Genomic DNA, 14,556 nt, shown 5'->3' on the forward strand with positions numbered 1-14,556 from the left:
CTCGGGTCTGATGAGGTCGGACAACACTCCCGCGCGGCAGGGACTTCCTGGGTCTCCGTGCTCGATGGCGCCGTCGGCACAACTCCCAGGAAGTCCTAACGCCGACCAAGCGCACTGGACTCTCAGTCCTCCCGCGTAGCCTGCGTCTGCTACCGACCCCGGCCCTTCCACCACCGGCGCGGTCGATCGGAAGCGGGCTGCGCCGGCGGTGGGTCAGGCGCTGGCTCGTCCGCGCTCGTGGCGCCGAGCACGGCCGTACGGATCGCCGTCCAGTCGCCGACGCGCCACCAGTTGAACAGCTGCACCGTACTGATGACCGTCACCGGCAGGGAGGCCAGCGAGGCGACGGCCTCGGGCCGGCTGTAGACGTCCGCCGACCGCTCCGACGGGTGCAGCTTGTGCTGATGGTTGATGATCAGTACGCCTTCGGAGACCGGTTCGTCGGGCCGCAGATGCGGCCAGGTCTCCAGATGCCGCTGGAGTTGCCCGATGAGGTGCTCCTGCGCGGGACCGGAGACGCCCTTGACCTCGACGAGACGCGAAGAGACTCCCTCGGCGCTGACGAGCAGGTCGGCGGACTTCGTACCGCCGAGCTCCACGTCCAGGTCGACGGCGCTCATCCCGGCGGCGGTCAGTACCTGTGCGACGGCGGCGGCCAGTTCGTCTCCGGTGCCGTACAGCAGCCCGTACCGCACGGGTTCGGCCTTCTCTTCGGCCTCCCGCAGCGCCTGCTCCAGACGCTGCTTCTCCTCGGCGTACTGCGCCTCCAGCTCTCCGAGCGCCTGCCGGGCGCTCTGCTCACCGGCCGTCTGCAGGTCCGGGTCGACGAAGAACGGCGAGCGGGCACGGCGAAGCGCCCCGGGCACGTACTCGGGCAGTGCCCAGTGGACCAGCCAGCCCAGCACGTTGTCCCAGCTGGTGCCGTCCGGAATCACGTACCAGCGCTGGTCTCCCGCCGGTGGCGACCAGGCGGCGACCACCGGGTCCCCCAGGGCGTCAACCAGGATGGGGTGCAGTTCCCCCTCGGCCGGGTGGTCCTCGGAGCCGGAGCCGTCGCCGCGTACCAGATGCGTGCCGCTGAGCTGCAGACTCCACCACGGGGCGTCCGCGGGCCGGGTGAGCAGCCGGATCGCGAGGTCCCTGTCGGCACCGCTCAGGCCCGGCGCGATCTCGGGCCGCATTCCGGCGGGAAGGCGGCGGCCTCCCGCGCTCGTGAACAGATCGCCGAGGTTCACGGACGCGTCGGCGGACCCGAACACATTGCGGGAACGGTGGTCCTCTTCGACTCGGCCGATCACCGTCAGCACGAGAGCGAGCTCGTCGCGCTGGCGGGCGCCGGCGAGGAGCCGCTTCATCTCCTCGTCGCCCTGGTTGTGGAAATAGCCCGGCGACAGAGCGGCAGCGCAGTCGCTGCTCTCCATGCCCAGCCACCTCGGCTGAAGGCCGTGCCGCGGCCAGTCCACATCTTCGGGAACCCGCATGGGCGCGGGGCGGTCCCGTCCCTGCTGCGCCCAGAGCCGCAAGGCCCGATCGCGCTCGGATCCGGGCTCCGGTTGACCGATGTGGACCGGCACGAGGCCGGAGGCTGCGCTGCTCATCGCCGGAGGTTAGCACCCTGTCCGGCACCCGATCGGCGGACGACGGAGCCCGGAGGCGGGGGCGGGCCCGGCGTAATTGCGGGTTGACTGTGCAACCCTGAATACGGTTCTATGGAGTCTCCCAGCCGTATTGCGATCCTGCCTGCCGTGACTGTCTCGTGCGCCTTCCGAGACGGTTCGCAGGGGGTCGCTGCGGGAGCCCAGAACTGCAGGAGGTGCGCGTGCAGACCCGATCCGCGAACCGCCCGGCCGAAACCGCAGCCAGCTACGGCAACCGCCTGCGCCGCTGGCGAGAGCGCCTCGGGACAGGCGAACACAGGTACGTCCTGTGGTTCTACCCCCGAGGCGGCGAGCACGACGACCGGGAGAGGCGCGGCGTCTTCGTCACCCTGAACAAGGCCATCGCCGCCAGTGACTTCCCCGACTCCGCCTGCTGGGACCAATTCACCAGCGACGCATGGAACCTCGACGACCCGATCATCGAGGCCGCAGGACTCCAGTACTCGTGGTGGTCCATCGAGCGCGAGCCCAGGCGGTTGCCGTCCGTCGGTGCGATCGCGGGGCGTGCCAAGGCGAACAGCAAGAAGCTGATCGCCCGGCCACTGGCCGAAGCCATCTACTACGCAGACGTGGTGGTCGCAGGAGCCGCCGCTGCGGCATCTGGTGCCGTGGCGTGGCGGGTGCTGAACCTCCCGGCGGTGATGGTTGCCGTGAGCACGCTGGTGGTTGCGGCCGGCGCCTTCGGGCTGGCTCAACTGTTCCCCGCGCGACTCCTGGGCAGGGGCTGGATCGCCGTCCATGCCTGGGGCGATCGCAAACCGAACCCGCCGGCGGCGCCGCTCACGCCCATGCCGACCGTGATGCCCCCGGTCTTGAAGCCGACGTCCCGGTCGACGGACCCGAGGCCGCTGGCAACGTGCGAGCTCACGAGCTGGAAGTGCCCCTGGTGCGAGTCGACGGCGTCGGCCGGCACTCACCGATGGGACGACCGCGGCCCGTACCAACTGCTCAGTGTCCACACGCTGGAGTGCCCCGACGGACACCGTTGGACGAACAGCACTGATGGCGGCTGACATGCACGCAGCGGATCCCACACACCGGCGCACCATCGGGAAAGCTGACACAGCTGATCGGTGACAGGCCTCTTCGACACGATCAATTGCCGTCAGCCGATGCCCTTCGGAGGAACGATGACCTTCCGCGACCGTGCCATCCGTGAACTCGTAGAAACCATGATCCCCCAGCACGACCCCACGCTCACCACCGCCAACCGGCTCCTCGAGTTCATGAGCACCAACCACATCTTCAGCACGCTCGGCGCCTCGGACGTGTGGCTCAGCTCAGACGGCGACCACGGATTCCGTCTGGAGATCAACATCCGAGGGTGGGGCAACTACCAGTCCGCACTGTTGCTCGCCGGATCCGGCGCCTTTCCGAAGTTGGGCCCCGGACGAGACGGACCCGAGTTCGATCTGCGTGCAGCGGCCGAGCACATCTGCAACATCGTCGCCCGGGTCGTCGAAGGCGTCGCCCGCGACGCTGAGCAGTACATCCACGAGGCGATCGCCACCTACCGTGTCGTCGTCCAACGCCCCGGCATGACAGAGACCCTGACCGCCGGGCCCGAGCCGCGGACGGCACTCGTCACCGCGCTCGGCGCCCTGAGCCTGGCCGCCACCGAACTGGACCTCCACTTCAACCCCAGCGAGGCACGCGACCAGCTGAACACCCACGGCACATACGCCCTCGGCCCGCTCTCCGTCACCATCAGCCTCCGAGCCAGCTGGGACCCCGCCCCGCGCCTGAAGTGGCGGCCCGTCGTCGCAGACCCCGACCGGATCCTCGGCCGAGACCTGGAGGACAGCACCCGACCGGGAAGGACCTGATGCTCACCAATCCCTCGATCCGCTGCGCCAAGTGCGGCTGCACCGACCTGGAAGCTCACCTCGTCCACGGCCCGGACGGCGGCAAGGACGTCGACACCTTCAACTGCCGTGGATGCGGCTTCGGCTGGAAGGCCTGGGAGACCCCGCTGTTCAGCACGCCCAACTACGCGACCGCGTACTCCGGCGCCCCCGACCTGGTGGACGAGGAACTCGCCCTGCTGCTGCTCGCCGAAGACGTCAGCGCGCGCTCCACCGCGGCCCTGGCACATCAGGGGCCGGCGGTGGACAGCAGCGAGCACCGCGAGTTCCTTCTCCGCAGGGCCGCCTACCTGGACCGCGCGGCACACGAGCTCGAACTGGACGTGTACCGCACGCTGTATGCCGAAGCAGCCGTGGACACGGCGAGCACGATGGCAGTCCACGCAGCGTTCGACTTCCTCAAGTTCGACCTCGACCACGCGAGCGTCCACGTCCTCGGCCCGATCGGGCCCGACTCCCCGGAGTTCGACCCCGCCGGCGGAACCCGGGCCTACGTCCGGCAGGAATTCCTGGCCTGGCGCGAACGAGCTGGCCGGCATGAGTAAGCACCCCGGCGGCAGCTCCCGCCGCCCGCAGGGTCCGCTGGACGAACGAGACCGCGGAGGCCGTGATGCTCACCGCCCGGGATCCCGCTGCGAGACGTCGGGGATCAACCCTCTGCCCGCGCCGTCGACCACCGCGGCCGTAGGCCGCCCGGACAGGTCCGTGACCGGCACGCTGAAGCGATACGGGCGAGAAGCGGCACGCCAGCTGCGCGATGCCCGGACCTGGTACGCGGCACGCACCTTCGACGACCTGGCGGCGCTGACAGCCGACTGGATGAAGGGCGAGTTGGTGCGGCACCCCAACGGCCATCACACCGGCCCGGACCTCGAGACGCGGCCACTGCTCGGCGCCCTCGAGGCCGCCAACCGCGGCGGGTTCCTCACCGACGGCAGTCAGCCCGGTGAGCTGGAGACCTTCCTCGGACGGCCCTGGCGCCAGCGGGCCTTCGTCAGCGGCTTCGTCGCCGACCCTCTGCGCGCTGGTGCCCTGGCGGCACAGGCGGCGGACGCCGGGCTGCTGGTGCGGGCCTACCCCCCGCGCATCCGCCACAAGGACGCTGAACCGGGCTCGGTCGATGTGACGACCTGGGGCGACAGCGTCAACACCGACTGCGGCGGCCACCTTCTGCCTCGCGAGATCTGGCGCATCTTCCTGTACTGCCACCCTCACGCGGTCCGCGCCGTGGTCGACGCCTGGCAGATCACGCTCGTCGACCCCCAGTGGGGGCGGAACACGCTGCTGTGGCCTCTCCTCAACCGGCTCTAGGGATGCCGTACCCGCTCGTGCTCACGTTGTCGGCCGCCGATGAACGGATAACGGGAGGGGCACCGGCCGGAGTTCACCGGCCGGCCCTCACTCGGTGATGCAGGCACGCGGAGGGTTAGGGATTCCTGCGGCCGCTGCCGCCAAGTCGCCCGAAACCGTGTGGTACGGGGCGGCCGTGATCGCGTCTGCCACAGCGGTGATGCGCGCCCATTCCTCCTCGCACCGTCGTTCGGCGGCGATCGTGACGGCTTCCCACGTCGTACCGGACGCGGGTACCGGCTCGCCCACGGCCGCGATCCGGTACCCGACATCAGCGAGCAGTGCGGCCGCGGCGAGGCGATCGTGCCTCGCGTCCGGCTCGGTCGACACCGTGAGCAACCCGCCTTGCGACAGATACCGGGTCTCGGCCACCCTGCCCGCTTCCCCGTGCGCAACCGCGATGTCGAAGAAGACGGCGTAGTACGGAGCCCAGTTCGTCAGTCCAGTCCATGCGGTCGCCATGCCGTCGCCGGAAGGGCTGGGAGTGAGGTAGGACAGCAGGCCGGTGTGATTGCAGCGCATGCCGGCCAGCATGCCGAGTACGGCATGCCCGGCCTCGTGGAACGCCATGGCCCGGCGCTGGTGGTCCAGGTCGAGGAGGAGGTTGATCCGGGGCTCCCGGCCGTCGGCGAACCGGTCGAGCTGCATCATGACGACCCTTCCATCCAAGACCTCGGCGTACGGCGCGCTGCGGCACTGATCTGCTTGGCGGGACCGCGCCGCGTGGCGGTGGCGCTCACCCGCCGAGAATCCGCTGGAGCAGCGTGCGGCGGGGCTGTGACTGCGGCTCGTGTCGCACGCGAGGCCGGTCGTACGCGGCGTACTCGGGGTGACAGTTGCGCGGCTGAAGGCCGGGCGGGACGCCGTCGTAGGGCATGTGCCAGCACTCGTTGACGTCGAGCGGGCCGTCGCGATCCAGGTCGTCGAGGTCGTAGTGGACGACTGTGCGCAGTGGCCGGTCCCGGTCCGCAACCCGGCGCCGGCGTCGGCCGTGAGCTGGCCGCCGCCTCAGCTCGGCGTCGATCGTTTCCAAGGCCTCGCTGAGAATGGCTTTGGCCTCGCCGACGGTGTTGGCCTGCAGGGTGGTGTATCGATCCGCAGCGACCCGAGCGGATACCGGGCCGGGCAGGTCCAGGTCGTCGAGGGCGAGATGGATCGTCATGCGTAACGGTCGGCCCAGGGCACGTGGTGACCATTGGGGCGCGCATGCGTCCGTCCCTTCATCGGGGTGCCGCTCGCGGAGCGCGCGGTCGATCTCATCGTTGACGATGAGCTCAAGACGAATGCGCGCGCTGTCGACGGTGTTCGCGGATGACTTCCTGTACACGGCGGATTCCCTGTCTAATTGGGGTTGACCAGACAACTCTAAATCAAGTTCTATGGATGCGTCAGCGCATTGCGATCCCGCAGCTGCAGACAGACAGCCGACCCGGAGGGGCCATGACCAACGGACAGACCTTCGCCAGCCACCTCCGCACCACCCTCGCCCTCACACCCGGCACCCCTCGCTTCGATAACGGCCACGACCAGCACCGCCGGATCGACAACGCCATCCGCTTCGCTCACGAGAGCGTTGCGGAGGAGCGCGCCGACGACCGCGACGAACGCACCGCAGCCGGCTACAACGCCACCGTGGCCTGGACGATGTTCATCTACAACGAGAAGGCCCCGGACAGTGTCCTGGACCACGTCCAGAACCTCAGCCCGTGGGACTTCTGCGGCTTCCTCGGCGACCTTGTCGACGCCAACCCGCGCACCGCCAAACGGCAGAACGAGTACTTCGGCGAGATGGCCGACCGGCTGGAGGCCGACGGCCCCACCGTTTGGATGATCGTCTCCGCTCAGGACTTCTACCCGGAATACATCGAGAAGGTCTTCGTCGACAACGAGGCCTTGGCCCGCCGGGAGTTCGACAAGCGCACCCTCTCCTTCGCCGTCAAGAGCACCGAACGGGGCGACGACGGCAGCATCAAGCACCGCAACGACAGCGAGTACATCGCCCTGACCCGCATGTCCGCCACGGTCCGCGCCACGGCGTAACTCGTCGCCGCCCCACCCGGAAGGACCTGCCATGGCTACGCTCCCGTCGGCCGAGCGCCGCGATGTCCCCGACATGGACAGCAGCGACTGGTTCGTCCACCACGACACCGTCTACAAGGACGTCCGCGTCACCAGCATCGACACCTCGGCCGACTACATCAGCGAGACCAGCACCGACAACGGCCAGACGTGGGAGTTCGTCCGGCGCCGCGGCCCGTGGGATCACGTATACGGGCACATCGTGGCGGGCGACGTGCTGCACGCGCTAGTCACCGGCTACGACGTCGTGTCGGACGGGACGGTTCGCATCGTCCGCAAGGAGGACGGCAGCCTCGTCCGCTGGATGCTCCGCGACGACTACTGGATGCTCCGCGGCTGACCCCGCACACCACCCCCGCCCCGACCCGCGTCCGCGGTCCGTTCCAGTTGCTGAGCAGTCACACATTCGCCTGCCCCAACGGACACCGCTGGACGAACAGCACGGACGGCGGCTGAACCGCCCGGGTGCTCGCGTCGGATTCCTGCCGCCGCAGCCCCGAGGAGCCGGCGCGCGCCCAGCACAGCGACCGGGCACCACGCCAGACGACGAAGGAGGAGCAGCATGAGCGCCGAACAGCACATGCAGATCAGCGAAGGAAGCAACCCCGCCCACTACCAGGCCGCGCTCGTGAGCGCCGTGCTCAGCTCGGGCGTCGGCCATGGTCCGTCCGACGCCGACCTCGACCAGGCCGCCACCACGGCGGGCCTGCGACCCCCGGCGCTCGCCGCGTCGCGTGAGGCCGTCCGGGCCGCTCTTCAGTGCCCGGTCGACTTCATGGACGTCACCGACAGTCCAGACGCCGTCGTCGGCGGCAACGACATCGGGCAGGCCGTGTTCGACGCCGCCAGCGAACTGCGTCCGCTGGTCGTCCTCGACCACCGCGGCCGCCCGGTCGTGATGGTGCCTCAAGCCGTCGAGGGGCCGGCGTGAGCGTCGGCACCTCCCCGGCCGCCGGGGCGACCGAGATCGAGTTCGCCCCGGCCGTGGCAGACGACATGAAGATCGAGCCGGGCATCGGCTACCTCCAGCCGGGCGGCCTGGTCGTGCACACCGGTTGGTCCTTCCCGCCGCGCGGTGAGCGAGTCCTGCGCCAGCACCCTGCCTACGAGGGCGGCAGCATCCAGCCGTGGACCATCTCCACCCCTGACGGCATCGTGGCCGCGCGCTTTCCCTACCTGACGCTCCCGGACGCCGAAGCGGCAGCGGCACGGATCGTCACCGTACTGCCGGACGGCGTGTGGCCGGCCGACAGCGACACCGCCGCCCTGCTGCCGCTGCTGCGGGAGGCCTCCAGCGGACTCGACCTGCTGCCGCTCGCCCACAAGGGCAAGCCCGACTGGGGCTCCGGATACGGCGGGGACCTCGCGGACTTCTACATGCCCAGCACCCGTGCCGAGTACGAGGCGATGATCGCCGCGCACGGCCGGATCCCGAAGGCCTGCCAGTGCTGCGCACGGCTGGTGCGCGAGCAGAAGAAGAAGGGGTGGATGCCGCGTACGAACCACTGGCCCGCGTGGAAGGTCCACGGCCGCCGTCCCGGCGACCTGGTCACGCCCCACTGCTCCTGTGGTGTCTGCCTGAACATCTACGTCCGGATCGGTGCGTTCGGGCCCGCGCTGGACGAGGCGGGCAACCCTGTTGTCGGCTCCAAGGCGGTCTGGCCGTGGACTGAGGGGGCGGGGTGCATTGGCCCTGTTCCTCGGGAGGAACGTGCCTTCGCCTGGTTCCAGTACTTCCTCCTGGAAGCCGGTCACGTGGTCGTCGATGAGCGGGACTGCGAGGGCCTGTGGCCGCGTGGGGTGCGGCATGACGATGCCCTGTTCTGTGAGACAGGTGTCACCGGAGAGTTCGACCTCGACGACATCCCCAACCCATAGCAGAATCACCGAAGTTCGAGCGAAGATGTGGGCGCCGCATCGTTCCCCAAGCGATCTGGCGCCATCCGCCCTGCTGCGCGCTTACTCCGCGATACAAGCGAGTCACCCCGGTGACCGGATACACCGCTGTCAACGCAGGACGCTTTCCCGAGCGGGAGCGGGGGACGATGCGCCCCTCTTGGGAGATCGTTTCACGTCGACGGTAGTCGTCGAGCTGCGCCGCGACGCAGCAAACTCGTCGGCACCGGGTGAGGTGGCCGTGGCCTGTCACGATGCGCTCTGCCCTGGGGCACGCTCTCCGACGAGGCGACCAGCTATGTTGGAGGCCACGGCACGCCTGTGCGTTGCCGGCTTCCCCGCACTCGCGGGGCCACCACGACGGGCCATACCCGCGTTCCCCCGAATCGCCGGGGGCTGCGCCGCATCGCGGTGCCGCGAAACAGACAACACCTCACCACCTGTCAAGGAAGGCTCCATCATGCGACTGCCGGATCCAAGCGCCTACGGCCCCAATGGACAGGAAGTGGCCGCGCTCATCGAGCGGGCCTCTCGCCTGACGCCGTCCGAGGCTGTCCAACTCGCCGCCGCCTGGCCTGATGCTCGGTTCTCCGACGCCTGGGACGACGCCCAGGCCGCGTCCTGGGATGCTGCGGAGGGCTCTGGTCGAGCCAGCACCTGGCAAACGGTCTGGGACGCTGCGGAGGACGCCACGCGGGCAGCTGTCAAGGCCGGAGATTGGAGCGGCGTGGAAGCCGAGATTCTCGGTGAGGCAACTCCCAGCAAGGACGAGATCAAGGAGGCCGCTCAGGCCGGAGCCTGCGGCGCCACCGCCCATGCCGCCCTTGCCGTCCTTGTCCGCGACCTCATCACCGATGAGCACTACCAAACGCTCACCGCCCCCTGGCGTGACGGCGTGAACGAGGGCTGACGGGTGCTGAGTTGGCGACCGTAGTCTTGTCGCGCCCGCAGCTCATCCCTGTGAGCGCCGCCCGTTCGTCGCGGTGCAGGACCGCGTCGTCGCTGCTCCGCGGTGGCGAACTCGTCGGCGCCGCACGGCGCTTCGTCGGTGCTCCCCGAAGCTGGTGTTGCGTGAACCCCGGACCCGGCGTATGCCGTAGCGGCCACCGGAGACCACCTCTTCGGGCCAAGCACGGCGAACACGGTCCGCCAGCCCGGCCGTCCACGTGAGGATGGCCTGCGTACGACGGCATCGACGGCGAGGAGGGGCCGTGATTCACGGCGAGCACCGGAACAAGGGCGGGGCCGCGCTGCTCGGGGCGAGCGGGCCGGGCGAGCTCGGGCCGTTCGGCCGCTGGCCTGCGGATGAGGAGTCCGGCGAGCAAAGAGTGCGCGGTATGCCACCGTACGCCGTGGCCGACCTGGGCCGGAGCGCCCGTAACCTTGGGCCCGGACGTGTAGAGAGGGCATCGGATGGCTGACCACGGCATGGCAGGTCCGTACGTCGAGTACGACGGTCTGCCCGTCCTGCGCGCCTCGGAGACTGGTGTACCGCTGATCCACCCGTACGGTCCGGTGGCCTGCGGTCGCTACATCACTCCCGGCGGCGGCCGGCTCACGATCGAGGCAACCGGCACGCATCACCGGATCACTTTGGATCACCTCGGCTGCGACGCCCAGCTCACGCAGGAGAAGGATGAGGCCTTCAAGCGGCTCGCTCTGGCAGCGGAAGGACGCTGCCTGGAGGCGGGGTGCCGGCATCGCGCCCGGTACTCGGCCAGCGTTTACCGCTGCTTCGAGGTGCTGACGGACAGGATCGAGCTCACCGCCTTCGTACGCGCCCTGCTCGCGGTCGAGCTGGGCGACACAGGACCGGTTGACCGCCTGGTGGCCGAGACCGCCGCGGTCGTCGGCGACTCGCCCCCGGCGGGAAGCGATCTCGCGTAATCCGCGAAGCCCCTGCGCCGCAGGTCCTCCCGGTTTCGTCGGCGGCCTAGCCCGCGCTACGGGCCCGGCCAGAAGACAACGGCCGTCGGCCGACACGGTGCAGCGAGCTGCGGACGGGGTGGACGTGGCTCTTTCCCCTGCGGACACGGCACAGTGGCTACTACGGTGACCAGGTGACCACCGCACTGCCTGATGTCTCCCGGCTGCCTGCCGATCCGTCGCTGATCAGCCTTGCCTACCGCCACGAACACCCCGTGCAGGCCTTCGAGTTCGACGACACTCTGGAGATCTGGGAAGTGACCGCGCGGATCGACGCGGACACCCTGGCCGAGGACATGGCCGCGCACAGCGACGTCGACCAGCAGACGCTGGACGCGGTGGAGGACGTGGCCGTGGGCCGGATGTCCTTCGCGCGGGTGAGAATGTTCGGCCCCGACGATCCGTTCGAGGCGATGGACTCCCACAGTCAGGACCTCTGCCGCATCGGCGAGACCGTCCTCGACGTCGCCCGCGGGCAGTGGGACCCAGCATGCGAAGAAACCCTCGCCCACCCAGTGGGCGATCTGCTCGTCATGGACCGGGTCATCCTCGAACCGGCCTGGCGTGGCTTCCGGCTGGGCTCCACCCTGGCGGGCGCAGCCATCCGCCGCCTGTCCTCCGGGTGCACGGCGGTGGCCTGCGAACCCGGCTCCGCCGACGGCCGCGAGATGAGCGAGGCCCAACACCGCGAGGCCGCCGCCAAACTGGGCCAGCTGTGGTCGGCCATCGGCTTCGAACACTTCCAGGACGGCGTGTACCTCCTGGACTGCCATCTGCAGCGTCCCCAGGACCTGCTGGCAGAGCGCCAGAAAGAGTTCACCGCTCTGTGCAGCGCCTGGCGACAGACCCGCTCCCTCCCGTAGCTACCTCCTTTACCAGCGCATATCAGCGGCGGAACCTTGCCGACGTCCGCCGCCGGGAGGTGGCGTCGGCCACGAAGGCGGGAGCGATCCATGGACGGTGTAGGGGAACTGCTGGCCGAATACGGCCAGCTCACACGGCAGGACCGAGTCTCAGCGGAGACCGTGCGAGAAATCGTGCAGGCGCTGCTGTACCAGTCCGTCCCGCACACGCAGACCATCCCGTACCTCGCGCTCGGCGAGGCGCTCTCCTTCGTGTTCGACGGCGGGCACTACCTCCTCACCGTCACCAACCCCGGCCTGCCACGGAAGGACTGGGGAGCGTATCTCCGGGGGGTCCATGAACACGTCGCGGACGACCTCGGCAAGATGCGCTTGCGCTGGGTCCACGTCCACTGGCACCAGGAGCACAGCGCCCCGGACGAGCAGATGATCGCCGCCGCGTCCGGGCTCTGCGTCCTGGTGGACCGCACGCATCTGGAAGCGGCCGCCACTGGACTTCTCCCGCTCGCCCAGCTGGTCCACGACCTCTACAGCCGGCATCTGACCCATGCGCCGCTGGCCGAGTTGATGGCCGGAGACGAACGTGCGGCGCAGGCCTGGCACATGACCCCGCCCGCACGGCTGACCTCGCCGCTGGCCGTGGAGACCCGACCCTGGGCGGGCGTGACGGCCGAGATCCTGCTCGTCGGGCAGCCGCAGCAGACCAGACCCACCGGATTGGCCTGGCTGAGCGACAGCACGCTGCTGGTCACCTGCCCCGATGGCCTGCTGAAGGTCGACCTCGCCCGCGGGCAGGCCCACTGGCACCTCCCGCTGCCCGGCTGCCACGGCGCACCGCTCGTCGGCGAGGACGGCGCCGTACGGGTGCTGTGCGGCTCCGCCCTCGTGCGCTGGCGCCACGGCCAGCTCGACGCCGTCGCGGGCGGCTTCGAAGACGGTGCGGTCCTCCTGCCCGGGCCGGACGGGGAACCCTGGGTGATCTCCGGATCCGGGGTCACCTTCGGAGCCGGCGAGGGGTCTCTCGCACTGACGCGCGCTGGCGAACGGGCAGGCGAGCAGATGCGCTACCCGATCACCTTCGAGGCAGCAGTGCGCTCGGCCGTGTGGCTGGACCGACGCCGGTTCTTCCTTGCCGCCTCTGGAAACAGCGCCGTGATCGACCTGGCCCGCACCACCGATGCCGGGCAGCGCGAGGAATGGATCCCCACCCCCGTGCACTTCCCCGCCCACGTGCTGCTCGCCGGCGCGGACAGCGTGCTGAGCGTGTCGTCCGACGGCAGCGGAAACCGCGTCGCCGTACATCGCACCGACCTCACAAGCCGGGACAGCGAGCCACTGGCAGAGGTCCAGCTCGGTGAGGTCTTCGGGCTTGCCCAGCACCCCGGCGCCGGGCCGCTCTACCTGCTCGGTTCGCTGCCCGACAACGACCCCACACGGACCCGCGCGACCCTGATACGCCTCACCGGACACCGCGCCCCCACCGAACCAGACACCGCCACCGCCGCCGCCCCCGGAACCGACTACGACCCAGTCCGACAAACGGCTCGGGGCGAGCGCCGCGACTACCGCCTCGACCGACTGCCGCTCAACAACGACGGCGGGCAGGCCCAGGTCTTCCGCGCCGAACACAAGTCCTCCGGTACGGTCGTCGCCTTCAAACGGCGCAGGGGCCAAGGCGACAGGGACGCACGGCGTATGCGGCGCGAGGTGGAAGCCGCCCTGCGGTTCGGAGGCAACCCGCACGTCATGCCGCTCCTCGACTTCAGCCCCGCCCACGACTGGTTCGTCATGCCGCTCGCCGAAGCCACCGTGGAGGACAAACGCACCGAACTGCAGAACCCCACGCAGCTGCACACCCTCGTGGGCTCCGTGGCGGCCGGCCTGGCCGACGCACACCGCAACGACTGGATCCACCGGGACATCAAGCCCTCCAACGTCCTGCTCCTCGACGGCCGCTGGGTAGTGGCGGACTGGGGCATCGCGCGCCGCGCGCGCGGCGAGACCAGCACCGCCGGCCTCCTGACCCGCGCCGGCATCGGCACCGAAGGCTTCGCCGCACCCGAACTGTCCGTCGACGGCCACGACATCACCCCCGCCAGCGACATCTACAGCCTCGGACAGCTCATCGGCTGGATCTTCACCGGCACCTGGCCCCAGGCGAACGTGGCCCTGCTGCCCCCGCCCGGGCCGTGGTACGGCGTCGTACGCCAGGCCACCCAGCTCGACCCCACCCAACGCCCCCAGACCATCGACGCCTTCCTCGCCCTCGTGGAACGCGAGACGGGCTCCCAGGACGAACTCCCCATCATCCGCGCTGCGCGCCTCCTTGAGGACGCTAACGAGCGCGACGACACCACCGCAGCCGCCCAGCTCCTCACCCTCGCCGCCGACCAGCCCGACTCCTACGAGCTCTACCTGGCCGCTGTCACCAAACTCGATGTCCGCGCGGCAGAGACGGCACTGCTCGCCAATCCTCAGCAGACGACCGCCGTCGTCAAGGCACTGACCGGACACGCGGTCGGCGACCGGGGGGACTGGGCCACCCAGGAAGAGGCCACCCGAGCCATCTGGTGGCTCCTCAAGGTCGCTCGCCTCGCCGCACACGAGGAGGAATGGCCCATGCTCGACGCCGCGGTCCAGGGGATGTGCGACTGGGACGGCCGCTGGGACCGGTGGGACCCGCGCAACAGCATCCGGGACTGGCTGATCACCTTGACCGGGCACGCCGCCGCAACCGTCGCTTCCGCACTCCGTGCCCAACCGCACGGCGCCCGCTACTACTACGAAGTGATAGACGACCGCCATGCCGACACCGCCATCCGCAGCGCCATTCACGCTGCTCAGCGCACCTGAGCGACAGTGGGCACAGTGGGCGGCTCCCGCAGGCCCCGAGTTATCCACAGGCCGAAACGCGGGCGG

Annotated in this window: 15 protein-coding genes; 12 read left to right on the top strand and 3 right to left on the bottom strand. The window is 69.8% G+C overall.

Going from position 1 to position 14,556, the window contains the following annotated elements; genetic code table 11:
• Positions 1-149: 149 nt before the first annotated feature.
• Positions 150-1,421, bottom strand: a complete 1,272-nt coding sequence (locus ACWD0J_RS27115; protein WP_451498457.1) for a hypothetical protein — start codon at positions 1,419-1,421, stop codon at positions 150-152.
• A gap of 398 nt (positions 1,422-1,819) precedes the next feature.
• Here ACWD0J_RS27115 and ACWD0J_RS27120 point away from each other — a divergent pair, with 398 nt between their 5' ends.
• The 4 genes from ACWD0J_RS27120 to ACWD0J_RS27135 all read left to right on the top strand — a co-directional run bounded on the left by ACWD0J_RS27120 (position 1,820) and on the right by ACWD0J_RS27135 (position 4,834).
• On the top strand, positions 1,820-2,671 hold the full coding sequence (locus ACWD0J_RS27120; RefSeq protein ID WP_451498458.1) for a hypothetical protein: 852 nt from the start codon (positions 1,820-1,822) through the stop codon (positions 2,669-2,671).
• 99 nt (positions 2,672-2,770) lie between these two features.
• Positions 2,771-3,484 carry a hypothetical protein gene (locus ACWD0J_RS27125; RefSeq protein ID WP_451498459.1) on the top strand — a complete coding sequence of 238 codons (714 nt, stop codon included), beginning with the start codon at positions 2,771-2,773 and terminating at the stop codon, positions 3,482-3,484.
• On the top strand, positions 3,484-4,068 hold the full coding sequence (locus tag ACWD0J_RS27130) for a hypothetical protein (RefSeq protein ID WP_451498460.1): 585 nt from the start codon (positions 3,484-3,486) through the stop codon (positions 4,066-4,068). Before ACWD0J_RS27125 ends, ACWD0J_RS27130 begins: the two co-directional genes overlap by 1 nt.
• Positions 4,069-4,228: 160 nt before the next feature.
• Positions 4,229-4,834: a DUF6919 domain-containing protein gene (locus ACWD0J_RS27135; RefSeq protein WP_451498461.1), complete on the top strand. Its 606-nt coding sequence runs from the start codon at positions 4,229-4,231 to the stop codon at positions 4,832-4,834.
• An 87-nt stretch (positions 4,835-4,921) separates the two neighbouring features.
• Here ACWD0J_RS27135 and ACWD0J_RS27140 read toward each other — a convergent pair whose 3' ends face one another.
• Together ACWD0J_RS27140 and ACWD0J_RS27145 are read right to left on the bottom strand one after the other, a co-directional pair.
• On the bottom strand, positions 4,922-5,524 hold the full coding sequence (locus tag ACWD0J_RS27140; RefSeq protein ID WP_451498462.1) for a hypothetical protein: 603 nt from the start codon (positions 5,522-5,524) through the stop codon (positions 4,922-4,924).
• 85 nt (positions 5,525-5,609) lie between these two features.
• Positions 5,610-6,200 carry a hypothetical protein gene (locus tag ACWD0J_RS27145; RefSeq protein WP_451498463.1) on the bottom strand — a complete coding sequence of 197 codons (591 nt, stop codon included), beginning with the start codon at positions 6,198-6,200 and terminating at the stop codon, positions 5,610-5,612.
• A gap of 113 nt (positions 6,201-6,313) precedes the next feature.
• Here ACWD0J_RS27145 and ACWD0J_RS27150 point away from each other — a divergent pair, with 113 nt between their 5' ends.
• The 8 genes from ACWD0J_RS27150 (at position 6,314) to ACWD0J_RS27185 (ending at position 14,490) form a co-directional block, all read left to right on the top strand.
• The gene (locus ACWD0J_RS27150) at positions 6,314-6,913 is read left to right on the top strand and encodes a hypothetical protein (protein ID WP_451498464.1); all 600 of its coding nucleotides are present in this window, start codon (positions 6,314-6,316) and stop codon (positions 6,911-6,913) included.
• Between the two features lie 31 nt (positions 6,914-6,944).
• On the top strand, positions 6,945-7,292 hold the full coding sequence (locus ACWD0J_RS27155; protein WP_451498465.1) for a hypothetical protein: 348 nt from the start codon (positions 6,945-6,947) through the stop codon (positions 7,290-7,292).
• 222 nt (positions 7,293-7,514) lie between these two features.
• On the top strand, positions 7,515-7,883 hold the full coding sequence (locus ACWD0J_RS27160; RefSeq protein ID WP_451498466.1) for a hypothetical protein: 369 nt from the start codon (positions 7,515-7,517) through the stop codon (positions 7,881-7,883).
• Positions 7,880-8,830 carry a hypothetical protein gene (locus tag ACWD0J_RS27165; protein WP_451498467.1) on the top strand — a complete coding sequence of 317 codons (951 nt, stop codon included), beginning with the start codon at positions 7,880-7,882 and terminating at the stop codon, positions 8,828-8,830. The genes ACWD0J_RS27160 and ACWD0J_RS27165 overlap by 4 nt, the downstream gene beginning before the upstream one ends.
• Positions 8,831-9,308: 478 nt before the next feature.
• Positions 9,309-9,758 carry a hypothetical protein gene (locus ACWD0J_RS27170; RefSeq protein WP_451498468.1) on the top strand — a complete coding sequence of 150 codons (450 nt, stop codon included), beginning with the start codon at positions 9,309-9,311 and terminating at the stop codon, positions 9,756-9,758.
• A 503-nt stretch (positions 9,759-10,261) separates the two neighbouring features.
• Complete coding sequence (locus ACWD0J_RS27175) at positions 10,262-10,735, top strand: DUF6420 family protein (RefSeq protein WP_451498469.1); 474 nt, start codon at positions 10,262-10,264, stop codon at positions 10,733-10,735.
• Between the two features lie 173 nt (positions 10,736-10,908).
• Positions 10,909-11,637, top strand: coding sequence for a hypothetical protein (locus tag ACWD0J_RS27180; protein ID WP_451498470.1), 729 nt, complete (start codon positions 10,909-10,911; stop codon positions 11,635-11,637).
• A 90-nt stretch (positions 11,638-11,727) separates the two neighbouring features.
• The gene (locus ACWD0J_RS27185) at positions 11,728-14,490 is read left to right on the top strand and encodes a serine/threonine-protein kinase (protein WP_451498471.1); all 2,763 of its coding nucleotides are present in this window, start codon (positions 11,728-11,730) and stop codon (positions 14,488-14,490) included.
• Positions 14,491-14,556: the final 66 nt, after the last annotated feature.

It is taken from the genome of Streptomyces sp. NPDC003011 (genome assembly GCF_053591515.1).

What these genes read in the sequence shown, in the direction of transcription:
- ACWD0J_RS27170 (WP_451498468.1), top strand. Translation starts at nt 9,309, where the DNA reads ATGCGACTGCCGGATCCAAGCGCCTACGGCCCCAATGGACAGGAAGTG.
- ACWD0J_RS27140 (WP_451498462.1), bottom strand. Translation starts at nt 5,524, where the DNA reads ATGATGCAGCTCGACCGGTTCGCCGACGGCCGGGAGCCCCGGATCAAC.
- ACWD0J_RS27155 (WP_451498465.1), top strand. Translation starts at nt 6,945, where the DNA reads ATGGCTACGCTCCCGTCGGCCGAGCGCCGCGATGTCCCCGACATGGAC.
- ACWD0J_RS27150 (WP_451498464.1), top strand. Translation starts at nt 6,314, where the DNA reads ATGACCAACGGACAGACCTTCGCCAGCCACCTCCGCACCACCCTCGCC.
- ACWD0J_RS27160 (WP_451498466.1), top strand. Translation starts at nt 7,515, where the DNA reads ATGAGCGCCGAACAGCACATGCAGATCAGCGAAGGAAGCAACCCCGCC.
- ACWD0J_RS27185 (WP_451498471.1), top strand. Translation starts at nt 11,728, where the DNA reads ATGGACGGTGTAGGGGAACTGCTGGCCGAATACGGCCAGCTCACACGG.
- ACWD0J_RS27175 (WP_451498469.1), top strand. Translation starts at nt 10,262, where the DNA reads ATGGCTGACCACGGCATGGCAGGTCCGTACGTCGAGTACGACGGTCTG.
- ACWD0J_RS27130 (WP_451498460.1), top strand. Translation starts at nt 3,484, where the DNA reads ATGCTCACCAATCCCTCGATCCGCTGCGCCAAGTGCGGCTGCACCGAC.
- ACWD0J_RS27125 (WP_451498459.1), top strand. Translation starts at nt 2,771, where the DNA reads ATGCCCTTCGGAGGAACGATGACCTTCCGCGACCGTGCCATCCGTGAA.
- ACWD0J_RS27115 (WP_451498457.1), bottom strand. Translation starts at nt 1,421, where the DNA reads ATGGAGAGCAGCGACTGCGCTGCCGCTCTGTCGCCGGGCTATTTCCAC.